The sequence below is a fragment of the Hymenobacter miniatus genome, assembly GCF_016427455.1.
In the GTDB taxonomy this organism is placed as follows: Bacteria; Bacteroidota; Bacteroidia; order Cytophagales; family Hymenobacteraceae; genus Hymenobacter; species Hymenobacter armeniacus.
In genome coordinates this window covers 74,149-91,844 of the sequence record NZ_JAELXR010000012.1, presented here as the reverse complement: position 1 = coordinate 91,844, position 17,696 = coordinate 74,149, and the positions used below count along the sequence as shown (strand labels likewise).

At 63.7% G+C, this 17,696-nt stretch carries 10 protein-coding genes; all 10 read left to right on the top strand.

What is annotated here, in order from left to right; all coding sequences use genetic code 11:
- Window positions 1-94: 94 nt before the first annotated feature.
- The 10 genes from JAO73_RS17720 to JAO73_RS17675 all read left to right on the top strand — a co-directional run bounded on the left by JAO73_RS17720 (window position 95) and on the right by JAO73_RS17675 (window position 17,663).
- Window positions 95-2,062, top strand: a complete 1,968-nt coding sequence (locus JAO73_RS17720) for a sialate O-acetylesterase (RefSeq protein WP_233169267.1) — start codon at window positions 95-97, stop codon at window positions 2,060-2,062.
- 42 nt (window positions 2,063-2,104) lie between these two features.
- The gene (locus JAO73_RS17715; protein ID WP_198978472.1) at window positions 2,105-3,616 is read left to right on the top strand and encodes a xylulokinase; all 1,512 of its coding nucleotides are present in this window, start codon (window positions 2,105-2,107) and stop codon (window positions 3,614-3,616) included.
- The gene (gene xylA / locus JAO73_RS17710) at window positions 3,609-4,940 is read left to right on the top strand and encodes a xylose isomerase (RefSeq protein WP_198978471.1); all 1,332 of its coding nucleotides are present in this window, start codon (window positions 3,609-3,611) and stop codon (window positions 4,938-4,940) included. The genes JAO73_RS17715 and xylA overlap by 8 nt, the downstream gene beginning before the upstream one ends.
- 416 nt (window positions 4,941-5,356) lie before the next feature.
- Window positions 5,357-6,913: an alpha-N-arabinofuranosidase gene (locus JAO73_RS17705; protein WP_198978470.1), complete on the top strand. Its 1,557-nt coding sequence runs from the start codon at window positions 5,357-5,359 to the stop codon at window positions 6,911-6,913.
- A gap of 57 nt (window positions 6,914-6,970) precedes the next feature.
- Complete coding sequence (locus tag JAO73_RS17700; protein ID WP_198978469.1) at window positions 6,971-8,080, top strand: endo-1,4-beta-xylanase; 1,110 nt, start codon at window positions 6,971-6,973, stop codon at window positions 8,078-8,080.
- A 102-nt stretch (window positions 8,081-8,182) separates the two neighbouring features.
- Window positions 8,183-10,786 (top strand): glycosyl hydrolase 115 family protein, encoded by a 2,604-nt coding sequence (locus JAO73_RS17695; RefSeq protein ID WP_198978468.1) that lies wholly within the window; start codon window positions 8,183-8,185, stop codon window positions 10,784-10,786.
- An 88-nt stretch (window positions 10,787-10,874) separates the two neighbouring features.
- Entirely contained in the window at window positions 10,875-12,620 is a 1,746-nt protein-coding gene (locus tag JAO73_RS17690; protein ID WP_198978467.1) for a glycoside hydrolase family 43 protein, read from the top strand.
- Between the two features lie 98 nt (window positions 12,621-12,718).
- Window positions 12,719-14,617: a glycoside hydrolase family 97 protein gene (locus tag JAO73_RS17685; protein ID WP_198978466.1), complete on the top strand. Its 1,899-nt coding sequence runs from the start codon at window positions 12,719-12,721 to the stop codon at window positions 14,615-14,617.
- A gap of 89 nt (window positions 14,618-14,706) precedes the next feature.
- The gene (locus JAO73_RS17680; protein WP_198978465.1) at window positions 14,707-16,638 is read left to right on the top strand and encodes an alpha/beta hydrolase-fold protein; all 1,932 of its coding nucleotides are present in this window, start codon (window positions 14,707-14,709) and stop codon (window positions 16,636-16,638) included.
- Between the two features lie 68 nt (window positions 16,639-16,706).
- Entirely contained in the window at window positions 16,707-17,663 is a 957-nt protein-coding gene (locus tag JAO73_RS17675) for a glycoside hydrolase family 43 protein (protein WP_198978464.1), read from the top strand.
- Window positions 17,664-17,696: the final 33 nt, after the last annotated feature.

Genomic DNA, 17,696 nt, shown 5'->3' with positions numbered 1-17,696 from the left:
CCTGAACAAGCCCCGATTTCGCTCCGAAATCGGGGCTTATTTATGAGAGGGTACCGGTTTTGGCCTTCTTCGCCCTTACTCAGTTGCTATGTCTATGAAAGCTAATACGTTTGCCCTTGCACTGCTGCTAAGCTTGCCGGTTGCGCGCCAGGCGGCCGCCCAGGTGCGCCTGCCCCGCTTGGTGAGCGACGGCATGGTGCTGCAGCGCGACGCCGACGTGGCCGTGTGGGGCTGGGCCAAGCCCGGCGAAGCGGTATCGGTGGCTTTCCTGGGCAAAACCTACAAGGCCACCACCGGCCCCGACGGCCGCTGGCGCGTGCAACTGCCCCGCCTGAAAGCGGGCGGCCCGTTTGAGATGAACATCAAGGCCAGCAACCAGGTGGCCGTGAAAGACATCATGGTGGGCGACGTGTGGCTGTGCTCGGGCCAGTCGAACATGGAAACGCCCATGAGCCGCCTGCGCGACAAGTACCCCGACGTGGTGGCCCAGGCCGCCAACCCCAACATCCGCCAATACGAAGTACCCCTGACCTACAACTTCCAGCGCCCCCAGCAAGACCTAACGGGCGGCAAATGGATTGCGGCCGACCCGCAAACGGTGCTGAAGTTTTCGGCGGTGGCGTACTTCTTCGCCAAGGAAATCAACGCCAAATACAAGGTGCCCGTGGGCATCATCAAAGACGCCGTGGGCGGTTCGCCGGCCGAAGCCTGGCTGAGCGCCGAGGGACTGAAGCAGTTCCCGACCTACGAGCAGCAGCTGGCCAAGTACAAAGACAGCACGGTGGTGTTGGGCATCCGGCAGCGCGAGGGCGCCGCGGTGGCCAACTGGTACCAAACCCTCTACAAAACCGACCAAGGCGAGGCCAGGGGCCAGCTGAAATGGTCGGCGCCTGACTACGACGCCAGCAGCTGGCCCACCATGCCGGTGCCCGGCTTCTGGGCCAACCAAACCCCGCTGGGCCCCGTGAACGGCGTGGTGTGGTTCCGCAAGGAAGTAGACGTGCCGGCCGCCATGGTGGGCCAGCCCGCCCGTCTGGAGCTGGGCACGCTGGTCGATGCCGACTCGACCTATATCAATGGGCAATTAGTAGGCAGCACCGGCTACCAGTACCCGCCCCGCAAGTACGACGTGAAGGCCGGCGTGCTGCGGCCCGGCAAAAACGTGGTGGTGGTGCGCCTCATCAGCAACGGCGGGCGCGGCGGCTTCACGATGGACAAGAAATACGAGCTGACGGCCGGCGGCCAGACGCTCGACCTGCGCGGGCCCTGGCAGTACAAACTGGGCGCCACCATGCCGCCCACACCCGGTACCACTACCTTTCAGTACACGCCGGGCGGCTTGTTTAACGGCATGATTGCCCCGGTGCTGCCCTACGCCATCAAGGGCGTGCTGTGGTACCAGGGCGAGAGCAACGCCGGCCGCACCGGCGACTACCAGGCCCTGTTCAACGGCATGATTGCCGACTGGCGCCAGCAGTTCAAGCAGCCCAACCTGCCGTTCCTGTACGCGCAGCTGCCCAATTTCATGGCCGCGAAAAAAGAGCCCTCGGAAAGCGGCTGGGCCGTGGTGCGCGACGTGCAGCGCCGCGGGCTGGCGCTGCCCCACACCGGCATGGCCGTGATTCTGGACGCCGGCGAGTGGAACGACATTCACCCGCTGGACAAGCAGACCCCTGGCCACCGCCTGGCCCTGGCGGCCCAAAAAGTGGCCTACGGCGATGCCAAAGTGGTTTCCTCCGGCCCGCTCTACCAGAGCATGCAAACCAATGGTAACAAAGTCACGCTGAGCTTCACGGGCATTGGCAGTGGCCTGGTGGCCAAGGGCGGCGAGCCGCTGAAGGGCTTCGCCATCGCGGGGGCCGACAAGAAGTTTGTGTGGGCCCAGGCCCGAATTGAGGGCAACAAGGTGGTGGTCTGGAACGACCAGGTGCCCAACCCCGCCGTGGTGCGCTACGCTTGGGCCGACAACCCCGAAGGCGTAAACCTGTACAACAAAGAAGGCCTGCCGGCCTCCACCTTCACCACCGAGCCGGAGGTGCCCGGCGCCACCAGCCGCCTCTGATGCCCGTTCGACTATAGCAAGTCCGTTGATTATTCTATTTCCATGAAATACCTCCTTGGCTACGACATCGGTAGCTCTTCCATAAAAGCCTCCCTGCTGGACATTGACACCGGCAAGTGCGTGGCCGCCGCTACGTCTCCCAAACAGGAGATGGAAATCACCGTGGCCCAGGCCAACTGGGCCGAGCAGCGCCCCGAGCGCTGGTGGCAAGAAGTGGTGAACGCCACCGCCGAACTGAAGGCCACCTACGGCTTCGATACCTCGCTGGTGGCCGGCATCGGCATCACCTATCAGATGCACGGCTTGGTGCTGATAGACCGGGCCGGCAAGGTGCTGCGCCCCGCCATTATCTGGTGCGATAGCCGCGCCGTAGATTTTGGCAACCAAGCATTTGAAGAGCTGGGCGAAGAGTTTTGCCTGAGCAATTTTCTGAACTCGCCGGGCAACTTCACGGCTTCCAAGCTGAAGTGGGTGCGCGAAAACGAGCCCGACGTGTACGCCCAGATTCACAAAATTCAGCTGCCCGGCGACTACATCGCCTTCAAGCTGAGCGGCCAGTTGCAAACCACCATTTCCGGCTTGTCGGAAGGCGTGTTCTGGAACTTCAAGCGGCAGGCCGTTGCCCAGGAGCTGCTGGACTACTACGGCATCAGCGCCGACTTGCTGCCGGAGGTGGTAGATACCTTCTCGGTGCAGGGCCACCTGAGCGCCGAGGCCGCGCAGGAGCTGGGCCTCACGGCCGGCACGCCCATCAGCTACCGGGCCGGCGACCAGCCCAACAACGCCTTCTCGCTCAACGTGCTGAACCCCGGCGAAGTGGCGGCCACCGGGGGCACCAGCGGCGTGGTCTACGGCATCAACGAGACCAATACGCCTGACCCTCGCTCCCGCGTCAACTCCTTCGTGCACGTGAACAGCACGCCCGCCCAGCCCCGCAACGGCGTGCTGATGTGCCTGAACGGCACGGGCATCCTGAACAGCTGGCTGCGCAAAATCGTGGGCGAGCTGCCCTACGACCAAATGAACCAACTGGCCGCCCAAGCGCCGGTAGGGGCGGAGGGGCTCGTGTTTTTGCCCTTCGGCAACGGCGTGGAGCGCATCCTCGAAAATCGCCCGGCCGACGCTGAACTGCGCGGGCTGAACTTCAACATCCACCACCAGCCCCACGTGCTGCGGGCGGCGCAGGAAGGCATTGTGTTCGCCCTGAACTACGGCATGGACATCATGCGGGCCAGCGGCGTGCAGGTGCGCAAGGTGCGCGCCGGCAACGCCAACATGTTCCTGAGCCCGGTGTTCCGCGAGGCTTTCGTGAACAGCGGCAACGTGGAGCTGGAACTCTACAACACCGACGCGGCCCAGGGCGCGGCGCGCGGCGCGGGCATTGGCGCCGGCGTGTACGCCAGCCCGGCCGAAGCCTTCGGTGGCCTCGAACGCATTCTCACCGTGGAGCCCACTCACCAGCTCCGCGAACAATACCAGGCTGCTTATGGCCGCTGGCAAGACGCTTTATCTCACCGTATTCCCAATTCAATCACCACCCCTTCCTATGTCTAGCAACACGCTCTCCAAGACAGAATTTTTTACGGGCATCGACACCATTCGCTTCGAAGGTCGCGAGTCGGACAACCCGCTTTCCTTTAAATGGTACGACGAAAACCGCGTGGTGGCCGGCAAGACCATGAAGGAGCATTTGCGCTTCGCCGTGTCGTATTGGCATACCTTCACCGGCACCGGCGGCGACCCATTCGGTCCCGGCACCAAGCAGTTTGCCTGGGATTCGCACCACGAAATCATCGGCCGCGCCAAGGACAAGATGGACGCCGCGTTTGAGTTTTTTACCAAGCTCGGCACGCCGTACTACTGCTTCCACGACATTGACCTGGTGGACGAAGGCGACTCGCTGGCCGAGTACGAGCGCAACCTGGCCACCATCGTTGACTACGCCAAGCAGCACCAAGCCGACTCCGGCGTGAAGCTGCTCTGGGGCACGGCCAACGTGTTTTCGCACCCGCGCTACATGAACGGCGCCAGCACCAACCCCGACTTCCAGGTGGTGGCCCACGCCGCCACCCAGGTGAAGAATGCCATCGACGCGACCATCGCGCTGGGCGGCGAAGGCTACACCTTCTGGGGCGGCCGCGAAGGCTACATGACCCTGCTCAACACCGACATGAAGCGCGAGCAGGCGCACTTGGCTAAGTTCCTGACCATTTCCCGCGACTACGCCCGCAAGCAGGGCTTCACCGGCAAGTTCTTCATCGAGCCCAAGCCGGCCGAGCCCACCAAGCACCAGTACGACTTCGACGCGGCCACCGTCCTCGGCTTCCTGCGCGAGCACGGCTTGCAGGACGACTTCATGCTAAACCTGGAAGTGAACCACGCCACCCTGGCCGGCCACACCTTCCAGCACGAGCTGCAAGTGGCCGCCGACGCCAACCTGCTGGGCAGCATCGACGCCAACCGCGGCGACTACCAGAACGGCTGGGACACCGACCAGTTCCCCAACAACCTGAACGAGCTGACCGAGTCCATGCTCATCATCCTGGAGCACGGCGGCATCTCGCCCGGCGGCATCAACTTCGACGCCAAAACCCGCCGCAACTCGACGGATTTGGAGGACATCTTCATCGCCCACATCGCCGGCATGGACACTTTCGCCCGCGCCCTGGTGGTGGCCAACGACATCCTCGAGAAGTCGCCCTACCGCAAGTTCCGCCAGGAGCGTTACTCCTCGTTTGACTCCGGCCAGGGCGCCGAGTTCGAGCGCGGTGGCCTGACCCTGGAAGACCTGCGCACCATCGCCCACAAGTCGGGCGAGCCGACCCCCAAGAGCGGCAAGCAGGAGTGGCTCGAAGCCATCATCAACCAGTACATCTAGGAAAAAAGAACGTCATGCTGAGCGCAGTCGAAGCATCTCTACCACGACAGTAAACCCCTTCGCTGCAACGGAGAGATGCTTCGACTGCGCTCAGCATGACAAGCCAATAAGTGTAGAAGCAAAAAAGCGCGTCGGGCTGGGCCCGGCGCACTTCGAAAAAACGGAACCGGCCGGCCGCCGAGTGGTGGGAATAGCAAGGCGGCTGGCTGGGGAAGTTTTGCCGACGGCTGCGGGCTCTAGACGAGCCCGCGGTCCGAGGCGGCTCCGGCGTTCCGGCACGAAGATAGGCTCGTTGGTGAGCGGGCCAAACTTCAGGTGGGCCATTGTGCCCGCCGGCCGGAACGCCGTTTTGCCGTCCGGCGCGACAAGTAGATGTTAACCGGTATTTGTCCCGCCACTTGACCCCATTATTCGACATGAAATTCCCAACGCATCTCGCCGCTTTTGCGGCCGCTAGTCTTGCCCTTTCTACGGGGGCCACTGCCCAAACCGTGCAAATGACCGTGCAGGCCGGCGACCCCAAGCTGCAAATCAGCAAGCACATCTACGGGCACTTTGCCGAGCACCTGGGCCGCTGCATTTACGGCGGCTTCTGGGCCGACAAGGATTCGAAAGCCCCGCAGCAAGGCCGCATCCGCATGGACATTGTGGAGGCGCTCAAAAAAATCAAGGTGCCCAACTTGCGCTGGCCCGGCGGCTGCTTTGCCGACACCTACCACTGGCACGACGGGGTGGGCCCCACGGCCCAGCGCCCCAAAATGCTGAACCTGTGGTGGGGGAACACGCTGGAGGATAACAGCTTCGGCACCCACGAATTTCTGGAGCTGTGCAGCCTGCTCGGCACCGAGCCCTACCTGGCGGCCAACGTGGGCAGCGGTACGGTGCAAGAAATGAGCAACTGGATGGAGTACCTCAACTCCAACGAGGACACGCCCATGGTGCTCGAACGCCGCCAAAACGGCCACCCCGAGCCCTACAAAGTGAGCTGGTGGGGCATCGGCAACGAGAGCTGGGGCTGCGGCGGCAACATGACCGCCGAGTACTACACCGACGTGTACAAGCGCTACGCCACCTTCGCCCACAACTACCCCGGCACCAACCTGAAAAAGATTGTGAGCGGCGCCAACGGCGACGACGCCCACTGGACCGAGACGTGCATGCAGCGCATTCCGCTCAACCAGATGTGGGGCCTCACGCTGCACCAATACACGCTGCCCACCGGCAGCTGGAGCGGCAGCAAGGGCAAAGCCACCGGCTTTGGCGAGGACCAGTACTTCAGCACCCTGCGCAACTGCCTGAAAATGGACGCCGTGGTAAGCAAGCACGCCGCCATCATGGACAAGTACGACAAGGACAAGAAGATAGCGCTACTCGTGGACGAGTGGGGCGTGTGGACCGACGTGGAGCCCGGCACCAACCCCGGGTTCCTGTACCAGCAAAACTCCCTGCGCGACGCGCTGGTGGCCGGCACCACGCTCAACATCTTCAACAACCACTGCGACCGGGTGCGCGGCGCCAACCTCGCCCAGGCCGTGAACGTGCTGCAAGCCGTCATCCTCACCGAGAAGGACAAGATGCTGCTCACGCCCACCTACCACGTGTTTGACCTCTACCAGGTGCATCAGGACGCGCAGTACCTGCCGCTGCAGTTCAGCAGCCCGGACTACGCGTTTGGCAACGAGAAAATCCCGGCCCTTAACGCCTCGGCCTCGAAAGACGCCAAAGGCGCGGTGCACATCTCCCTCGTGAACCTGGACCCCAACAAAGCCATCAAGCTGGAAACGGCGCTGGCCGGCGTGACCTGGAAAACGGTGACGGGTCGGCTGCTCACTTCGGCCAAAATCAACGACTACAACACCTTCGACCAGCCCAACACGGTGAAGCTAGTGGCTTTTAACGGCGCCAAAAAGCGCGGCGACAAGCTGGCCGTGGAACTGCCGGCCAAGTCGGTGGTGGTGCTGGAGTTGAAATAAATATTCTTCGAGGTAGCCGGGTTTGTACCCGGCCGCTCCCTACAGTCAGACCGTTTTATGACCCCCCAGAAAGGATTTGTGTACCTCGCGCTGGCCAGCCTCGGCTTCGGGCCGAAAGCGGACGTGCCGTTGAAAGAGGCGTTTAAGAAGGATTTTTACGTGGGGGCTGCCCTCAACTACCGCGTGACGAGCGGCCGCGATGCCAAAACCGCGGCGCTGGTCCAGCAGCAGTTCAACACCATCAGCCCCGAGAACCTGCTGAAGTGGGAGGCCGTGCACCCGCAGCCCGACCAGTACAATTTCAAGCCCGCCGACGACTACGTGGCCTTCGGGCAAGCCAACAAGATGTTCACCATCGGCCACACGCTGATGTGGCACCAGCAAACGCCCAAGTGGGTGTTTGAGGACGGCGCCGGCAAACCCGCCAGCCGCGAGCTGCTGCTCAAGCGCCTGGAGGAACACATCAACACCGTAGTGGGCCGCTACAAAGGCAAAATCGCGGGCTGGGACGTGGTGAACGAAGCCATCGACGACCAGCAGGGCGACCTGCGCAAAACGAAGTGGCTGGAAATCTTGGGCGAAGATTTCGCGGCTAAAGCTTTTGAATACGCCCATAAAGCCGACCCGAAAGCGGAGCTGTACTACAACGACTACAGCCTCTACCGCCCCGAAAAGCGCGAGGGTGTGATTAAGCTGGTGAAGAGCTTGCAAGCCAAGGGCATCAAGGTGACTGCCATTGGCATGCAGGGCCACTACGGCCTCACCAAACCGACCATCGAGCAGGTAGAAGCCAGCATTGTAGCCTTCTCGAAGCTGGGCGTGCACGTCAATTTTACGGAGCTCGACATTGACGTGCTGCCCAACCCGAGCCGCCGCCAGGGGGCCGACATTGCCGAGACTTTCGCGGTCGATGCCAAATACAACGTGTACACCACGGGCCTGCCCGATTCGGTGCAGCAAAAGCTGACCAAGCGCTACGCCGACCTGTTTGCCCTGTTTCACAAGCACCGCGACGTCATCGACCGCATCACGCTCTGGGGCGTGACCGACGCCGACTCCTGGCTGAACGACTGGCCCATCCGGGGCCGCACGAGCTACCCGTTGCTGTTTGACCGCAACCACCAACCCAAACCGGCGGTGCAAGCGGTGCTGCGGGCCGCCAACTAAGCCTTTTCGCAAAATTGTAGCGTGGACTCTGCGAGTCCGCGCCAGGGCGAAGTTCTGCAAAGCGCGGACTCGCAGAGTCCACGCTAATCATTCCTCTACGCTATGAAAATCATATCCTTCCGCCAGACACTGCTGCCACTGGCGCTGCTGTTCGCGGCCGTCGGGGCGCAGGCGCAGGCCACGCTCCCCGTGGGCGCAACCACCGTGTCGGCCACCAAAGGCAAGGGCGCTTTCACCCTGGCCGCGGCCGGCAAAACCGCGCCCATCTTCGCCAGCGCCGGCGACTGGCCGGGCGTGCTGCGCGCCGCCAAAGACCTCCAGGCCGACGTGCAGCGCGTGACCAAGGTGTTGCCCGCGTTCGGCACCAGCAAGCCGGCCGGGCAGGAGGTCGTGCTCATTGGCACCATCGGCAAGAGCCCGCTCATTGACCAGTTGATTAAAGCCAAAAAGCTGGACGTGAAGGCCGTGGCCGGCAAGTGGGAAACCTTTGTGCGGCAGGTGGTGGAGCAGCCCCTGCCCGGCGTGGCCCGCGCCCTGGTGATAGCCGGCAGCGACAAGCGCGGCACCATTTACGGCATCTACGACCTCTCGCAGCAAATGGGCGTCTCGCCCTGGTACTGGTGGGCCGACGTGCCGGTGAAGCCCCAAACGGCCCTGTACGTGGCGCCCGCTCGCTACACCCTGGGCGAGCCCAAGGTGAAGTACCGCGGCATCTTCATCAACGACGAGGCGCCGGCGCTGTCGGGCTGGAGCCGGGAGAAGTTCGGGGGCGTGAACTCGAAGATGTACACCCACATGTTTGAGCTGATACTGCGGCTCAAGGGCAATTACCTGTGGCCGGCCATGTGGGGCAACATGTTCAACGTGGACGACCCTAAAAGCCCCGAGCTGGCCGATATGTACGGCATCGTGATGGGCACTTCGCACCACGAGCCCCTGACCCGCGCCCACGAGGAATGGAAAGCCTTCGGCCACGGCACGCCCTGGAACTACCAAACCAACGACACCACGCTGCGGCGCTTCTGGCGCGGCGGCATGCAACGCATGGGCACCCGCGAAAACATCGTGACCGTGGGCATGCGCGGCGACGGCGACGAGCCCATGAGCCGCGAAAGCAATACCGCCCTGCTCGAACGCATCGTGGCCGACCAGCGCAACATCATTGCCGACGTCACCGGCAAGCCCGCCGAGCAAACACCCCAAATGTGGGCCCTCTACAAAGAAGTGCAGGAGTACTACGACAAGGGCATGCGCGTGCCCGACGACGTGACCCTGCTGCTCTGCGACGACAACTGGGGCAATATCCGCAAGCTGCCCAAGCTGGGCGAGAAACCCCGCAAGGGCGGCTACGGCATCTACTACCACTTCGACTACGTGGGCGGCCCGCGCAACTACAAGTGGCTGAACACGAACCCGCTGCCGCGCATCTGGGAGCAAATGCACCTGGCCCACGAGTACGGCGCAAACCAGATTTGGGTGGTGAACGTGGGCGACCTCAAGCCCATGGAGCTGCCCATCAGCTTCTTCCTGGACTATGCCTGGAACCCCGACCGCATTCCGGCCACCGGCGTGGCGGCCTATGCGCAACGCTGGGCGGCCCAGCAGTTTGGGACGAAGCACGCCGCCGAGATAGGCGACATCCTGGCCAAGTATGCCAAGTACAACGCCCGCCGCAAGCCCGAGCTGCTTTCGCCCGATACTTACGGCCTGGCCACCGGCGAGTGGGCCAACGTCGTGGCCGACTACCAGCAGCTGCTAACCCGCGCCGAAGCCATCAACCAGCAGCTGCCCGCCGCCGACCGCGACGCCTATTACGAGCTGGTGCTGCACCCCGTGCAGGCCTGCGCCAACCTCAACGAGCTGTACTACACCGTGGCCCGGAACCGCGAGGCCGCCAAAACCAACCAGCCCACCACCAACGAGCTGGCCTCAACCGCCCAGGCCCTGTTTGCCAAAGACGCCGAGATTTCGAAGCGTTACAACGGCATCGCCGGCGGCAAATGGAACCACATGATGGACCAGATGCACATCGGCTACAAAACCTGGCACGACGAGCCCAGGGACGTGATGCCCGAGGTGATGACCTTGCCCGCGGGCGCGGTGGCGGCGCCTGCTCCGGCGCCCGGCCCAGCCGCCTCGGGCAGCTATGTGGCCCTCGAAGCCGAGCACTACACTCAGGCCGTGAATGCCGACCCCATCACCTGGCAGCGCCTGCCCGATTTGGGCCGCACGCTGGGCGCCGTCACCACGTTTCCGGTAACGGCGGCGCCCACGGCCGCGCCGGGCGGCGCCAGCCCGCACCTGGAGTACCACATCACGCTCGCGCAGCCGGGCCCCGTGACCGTGCAGGCTTACCTGGCGCCCACGCTGGACTTCACCAACACCACCGGCCTGCGCTACGCCGTGTCGCTCGACGACGAAGCCCCGCAACTCATCAACCTGCACACCGGACTAAATCCCGATAATGGCAACAGACCATGGGAGAAGGCCGTGGCGGAAAACATTATCCTGAAGACCTCGCAGCACAACGTGGCCGCGGCCGGCCCGCACGTGCTCAAGTTCTGGCGCGTCGACCCCGGCGTGGTGCTCGAAAAACTGGTGCTGAGCCAGGGCGCGGTGCCGGCCAGCTACCTGGGCCCGCCCGAAAATGCACCGGCCGCCACGCCAGCGCCCAAAAGCAACAAGGGCAGCCTTGGGCAGCGCTAGCACCACGGCACTTGCATCGACCCTAAAAAAGAATCCTGAGCAGGCGAATTCCCCGATTTGCCCCAACCGTCAACCTCCCTCCGCGCAAATGACCTCCGACCCGCATGCTGGCTGCCCGGCCCATTGTCTCACTGTCCGTTTTGTCGTCCCGAAGCTGAAACGCTGGGCGGCCTCGCTGAGCGTGGCGGCGGCCCTGCTGCTGCCTGCTTTGGGGGCAGTTGCACAATCGATTGAGTTGGTAAATCCCATCCTAAACGGGTTTTATCCCGACCCCAGCATCGTGAAGGTGGGGGCGGACTATTACCTGGTCAATTCCACGTTTTCCTACTTCCCGGGCATTCCGGTGATGCACAGCCGCGACCTGAAAAACTGGAAGCAAGTGGGCAACGTCATCAGCCGGCCCTCGCAGATGAACTTCCTGGGCGACCGCATGACGCGGGGCCTGTTTGCGCCCGCCATCGAGTACCACAACGGCACGTACTACGTCACCTGCACGCTGATTGACCACAAGGGCAACTTCGTGGTGACGGCCAAAAACCCCGCCGGGCCGTGGAGCGACCCCACTTTCCTGCCCGAAGTAAAGGGCATCGACCCGTCGTTGTATTTCGAGGGCGACAAGGCCTACGTCATCTACAACAGCGACCCACCCGACAACAAGCCGCTCTACGAGGGGCACCGCTCCATTAAGATGATGGAGCTGAACCCGCGCACGCTGCAAACCGTGGGCGAGGCCAAAATCGTGGTGAATGGGGGAGTGGACATTAGCAAAAAGCCCGTCTGGATAGAAGGCCCGCACCTGATGAAGCGGGGCGACTGGTACTACCTCTACGCGGCCGAAGGCGGCACCTCGGTGAACCACACGGAGGTGGTGTTCCGCAGCAAAGCGGCCCTGGGCCCGTTTGTGCCCTACGACAAGAACCCCATCCTCTCGCAGCGCGAGCTGCCCAAAGACCGCAAAGACCCCATCACCTCGGCCGGGCACGCCCAGTTTGTGGAAGGGCCCGATGGGAAGACTTACGCCATTTTCCTGGCCGTGCGGCCCTATGAGGGCAATTTCTACAACACCGGCCGCGAGACCTTCATCGTGCCCGTGGTATGGAAGGACGAGTGGCCCGTGATGGACCCGGGGCCCAACGGCGTGCAATACCGCTACCAGGCCAACTTCCCGGAGGTGAAGCAGCCCGGCGCCCGGCCCCAGAGCGGTAATTTTGGCTACACCCTCACCTTCGAGAAGCAGCTGGACCCGGCGTTGCTGCTGCTGCGCACCGTCGACAGCACCAGCTTTGCCCTGAGCAAAGCCAAAGGCCTCACCCTAAAGCTCAAGCCCGAAACCTGCGCCGAAACCGGCAATCCGGCCTTCATCGGCAAGCGGCAGCAGCACCAGTTTTGCACCGCCGAAACCGAGCTGACCTTCGCGCCGAAAGCCGCCACTGAACAGGCGGGCCTGGTCATCTTTCAGGACGAGAAGCACTTCTACTTCCTCGGCAAGTCGGTGGACCAGGGCAAGCCCGTGCTGCAGCTGTACAAGAGCACCCCCGAAGCCAAGCGCATGGAGCTGCTGGCGCAGGCGCCGCTCAAATCGGCCGCGGGCGGCGTGCAGCTGCGCATTCAGGCCCAGGGCGACGCCTACAGCTTTGGTTTCTCAGAAAACGGCAAGGCCTGGACGGTGCTCAAGGACAAGGTGGACGGCAAATTTCTAAGTACCCAGGTAGCCGGTGGCTTCATCGGCTGCCTGTTTGGGATGTACGCCACTTCCTCGGGCCAGCCCACCACCAACACGGCCTCCTTCAAGTGGTTGAAATACGAGGGCAACGACCCCATGTACCGGAAGTAATGCCGATGGGCGGGCGCCGGGGGGCCGTTGCGCGCTGGCTCGATTTGCCACCTGTTGTCTTGATTATCATGCGAGTGACTCTCTTTTTTTGCGCCTTGATGCTAGCCGCTTCCGCTGCCCGGGCCGCGGGGCCCGTAGTGGTCAGCAGCCCCGACGGAGCCGTGCGGGTGAGCGTGGCCGTCGATGCCCAAGGGCAGCCCACCTACGCCGTGCGCTACCGCCAGGCCGAGCTGCTGCGCCCCTCGCGCCTGGGCCTGCAGCTGGCCGGCGCCGACCTTTCGAAGGGACTGAAACTGACGCAAGCCGGCAAGGTCACGGCCGTGGCCGACGACTACCAGCTGGCCACCGACAAGCGGGCCAACTGCCGCTACCGGGCCAACCGCCGCGTGGTGCATTTTGCCGGCCCGGCCGGGGCGCCCACGCTGAGCGTGGCGTTTCAGGTATCGAACGACGGCGTGGCGTTTCAGTACCTCGTCGAAGGCAACAGTGCCGACGTGCAGCGCATTACTACCGAGGCAACTACGTTTCATCTGCCCGCCGGGGCCAGGGGCTGGCTGCACCCGCACGCCAAGGCCCAGACCGGCTGGGCCAACTCCCAGCCCTCCTACGAGGAATATTACCAGCGCGGCATTGCGGCCGGCACGCCTTCCACGCTGGGGCAGGGGTGGTCGTTTCCGGCGCTGTTCCAGACGGACGGCCATTGGGTGCTGCTCACCGAGGCGGGCATGGGCCGCAGCTACTGCGGCAGCCACCTGGCCCACGCCGCGCCCGATGCCGAGTACCGCATCGCCTTTCCGCAAGCCCCGGAAAAGACCACGCCCGACGCGGCGCTGCTGCCCGAAAGCCGCCTGCCCTGGCGTTCGCCCTGGCGCGTCATCGTGCTGGGCAATTCGCTGGCGCCCATCGTAGAGTCGACGCTGACCACCGACGTGAGCGCGCCCGCCCAAACGCCCGTGCTCACGGAGGCGCCCGGCAAGGCGTCGTGGTCGTGGGTGCTGATGGGCGATAAGAACACGACCTACGACGTGCAGCGCCGCTTCATCGACTACGCGGCCGCCATGGGCTGGCGCTACTGCCTGGTCGATGCCCTGTGGGACAAGCAAATCGGCTACGACAAGCTGGCCGAGCTGGCCCAGTACGCCCGCGCCAAAAACGTGGGGCTGCTGGTGTGGTACAACTCCAACGGCAACTGGAACGAAGCGCCCCAAACGCCCACCAAGGTGCTGTTCGACGCCGAAAGCCGGCGCCGGGAGTTCGCCCGCATCAAGCAAATGGGCGTGGCGGGCGTGAAAATCGACTTCTTCGGCGGCGACGGGCAGTCGTTTATGAACTATTACCAAGACCTGCTCACCGATGCCGCCCAGGCCGGCCTGCTGGTGAACTTCCACGGCGCCACCCTGCCGCGCGGCTGGCACCGCACCTACCCCAACCTGATGACCATGGAAGCCGTGAAGGGCTTCGAGTTCCTGACCTTCGACCAGGCCAACACCGACCAGGAGGCTACGCACTGCGCCACGCTGCCCTTCACCCGCAACGCCGTGGGGCCGATGGACTTCACGCCCATGGCGTTTTCCGAAATCAACGGCAAGCAGCGGCGCACCTCCAACGCCTTCGAGCTGGCGCTTTCGGTGCTCTTCCAGTCGGGCATCCAGCACTACGCCGAGGTGCCCGAGGGCATGGCCGCGCAGCCCGCCTACGTGCAGGACTTCGTGAAAAAGCTGCCGCCGCGCTGGGCCGAGGTGAAGCTGCTCGACGGTTTCCCCGGCGAATACGCGGTGCTGGCCCGCCGGGCGCCGGGCGGCGCGTGGTACGTGGCCGGCATCAACGCCACCGACGCGCCCAAAACCATTCAGCTCGACCTTGGCAAGCTGGGGCTGGCCGGTGGCACGCTCATCACCGACGGCGCCACCAACCGCAGCTTCAGCACCCGGGCCGTGGGCGGCGCTGGCCTCAGCGTGACGCTGCCGGCGCGGGGTGGCTTCGTGGTGCAGCCCTAGGCGGTGCTTGCCCGTGAAAAAGAACAGATGCAGCCCCTGCGGCGGGTAATGGCCTGCCGAAAACTCCGTTGATGAACCCACCTGACGCCATGAGAAACGCCTTTTCCATCCTGCTGCTTGCCGTCGCCGCCATGAGCATCGGCACGGTCTCGGCGCAAAAAATAGCGCTGGAAGCTCCCAAAGGCTTCGACCAACCCACGGCGGGCAATGCCACCGGCCGCATCGACAGCATCCGCTATGCCTCGAAAACGGTGGGCACGGTGCGCAAGGCGCTGGTGTACACGCCGCCGGGCTATTCCAAAAAGCAGAAGTACCCGGTGCTCTACCTGCTGCACGGCATCGGCGGCGACGAGAAGGAATGGCTCAAAGGCGGCCGTCCGCAGGTTATTCTGGACAACTTGTACGCGGCCGGCAAGCTCAAGCCCATGCTGGTGGTGATGCCCAACGGCCGGGCCATGCCGGACGACCGCGCCGTGGGCAACATCTACGGCCCGGACAAAGTGGCCGCGTTTGCCAACTTCGAAAAGGACCTGCTCACCGACCTCATTCCCTACGTGGAGAAGACCTATCCGGTGCTCCGGAACCGCGAGAGCCGGGCCCTGGCCGGGCTGTCGATGGGAGGGGGGCAGTCGCTGAATTTTGGGCTGGGCAACCTGGATGCCTTTGCCTGGGTGGGCGGCTTTTCGTCGGCCCCCAACACGAAGCAGCCCGAGCAGCTGGTGCCCGACGTAGCCAAAGCCAAAAAGCAGCTTCGGCTGCTCTGGATTTCGTGCGGCGACCAGGACGGGCTGCTGCCCATCAGCCAGCGCACGCACGACTACCTCTACGAGCACCGCGTGCCGCACGTGTACTACCTCGAAGCCGGCGGGCACGATTTCAAGGTGTGGAAAAACGGGCTGTACATGTTCTCGCAGTTTCTGTTCAAGCCCGTGGACGTGGCCGCGCTGCCGAGCTACACGGTGCTGGGCACGCCGGCGGCCACCAATGTGCGCAACGCCAAGTATCCCCAGATTTTGCCGGACAACCGCGCCCTATTCCGCCTGAAAGCCCCCGGCGTGCTGCAAGCCCAGCTGGACCTCGGCCGCAAATACGACCTGGTGAAAGACAGCACCGGCACCTGGACCGTGACGACCGACACCCTGAGCCGCGGCCTGCATTATTACTCGCTCGTGCTCGACGGCCTGCCCATTGCCGACCCCGCCAGTGACACCTTCTACGGCATGGGGCGCATGGCCAGCGGCATCGAAATTCCGGGCCGCGGCACCAGCTTCTACGCCCTGAAGGACGTGCCCCACGGCGAGGTGCGGGAGCGGCGATTTTTCTCCAAAGTCACCAATTCGTGGCGCCGGTTTTTCGTGTACACACCGCCCGGCTACGATGCCAATACCGCCGCCAGGTACCCGGTGCTGTACCTGCTGCACGGTGGCGGCGAAGACGAAACCGGCTGGGCCAAACAGGGCAAAGCCGATTTGATACTCGACAACCTGATTGCCGAGAAAAAGGCGAAGCCCATGCTCGTGGTGATGCTCGACGGCAACCTGGGCGGCCCCGGCGGCCTGGCCGGCTTCAACGAAGGCACGCTGCAGCGCTTCGAAAACGAGCTGAAGCAAACCGTGCTGCCGCTGGTGGAAAGCAGCTACCGGGCAGCGGCCGGGGCCCCGAACCGGGCACTGGCGGGCTTGTCGATGGGCGGCCTGCAGACGCTTTACGCTGGTCTCAAAAACACCGACCTGTTTGCCGCGCTGGGCGTCTTCAGCTCGGGCTTTTTTGCCAATAACCCGGCCTTGTCCGACCCGCAGTACGCCTTCATGAAGGCCAACGCCGGCACCATCAACACCAACCTGAAGCAACTGTGGCTCTCGATGGGCGGGCCGGCCGACATCGCCTACGCCAACAACAAGGCGATGCGCGCCAGGATGGATGAGCTGGGCATCAAGTACGTGTACAGCGAGTACCCCGGCGGCCACACCTGGCCCGTGTGGCGGCACGACTTGTACCTGTTTGCCCAGGGCCTGTTTTAGGCTGGGTGGCAGCTTCCGCCTCATCAGCCCTGGCCTGTGCAGGGCTTTCCTTCTTTTGCCCAAGCTCCATGAAAACTACTTTGCTTGTCGTCCTGCTGGCCCTTGGGGCTTACCTGCCCATGCGGGCGCAGAACCCCATTATTCGGAATGTGTTCACGGCCGACCCAGCGCCGCTGGTGTACCACGACACCTTGTTTCTGTACACCGGGCACGACACGGCTTCGGTGAGCGAGACGAACTACAAGATGCCCGACTGGCGCATCTACTCCACCACCGACCTAGTGCACTGGCAAGACTACGGCAAGCGCCTCTCGCCCCGCACCTTTGCCTGGGCCACCGGCGATGCCTACGCGGCTCAGTGCGTGTACCACAAGGGCAAGTTTTACTGGTTTGTGGCCACCTTCCACAAGAAGGACGACCAGAGCCAGGGCGGCGCGGCCATTGGCGTGGCCGTGTCGGACCGGCACACCGGCCCGTTCCGGGACGCCATTGGCAAGGCCCTTATCACCAATGAGATGACCACGGACAAGCCCCACGCCTGGGACGACATCGACCCCACCGTTTTCGTCGACGACGATAAGCAGGTGTACATGTACTGGGGCAACTTAAGCTGCCGCTGGGTGAAGCTCAAGGACAACATGACGGAGCTGGCGGGCCCCATCACGGTGATAAGTCCCAAGAACTACATCGAAGGCCCCTGGGTGTACAAGCGTAAAAAGCTCTACTACCTCGTGTACGCCGGCGCCGGCACCAAGCCCGAGATGATAGAGTACTGCACGGCGCCCAGCGCCGCCGGGCCGTGGACGTACCGGGGCATCATCCAGGAAAACGTGCCGAATAGCTTCACCACGCACCCCGGCATCGTCGACTACAAGGGCAAGAGCTACTTTTTCTACCACAACGGCGCCCTGCCCACCGGCGGCAATTACCGGCGCTCCATCTGTGTGGACTACCTGCACTATAATCCGGACGGCACCATCCAGCCCATCGTGCAGACCACCCGCGGCGTCGCTCCGGCCAAATGAAGCTTTCCCCACCATTCCTTCCGCCCCGCGCGG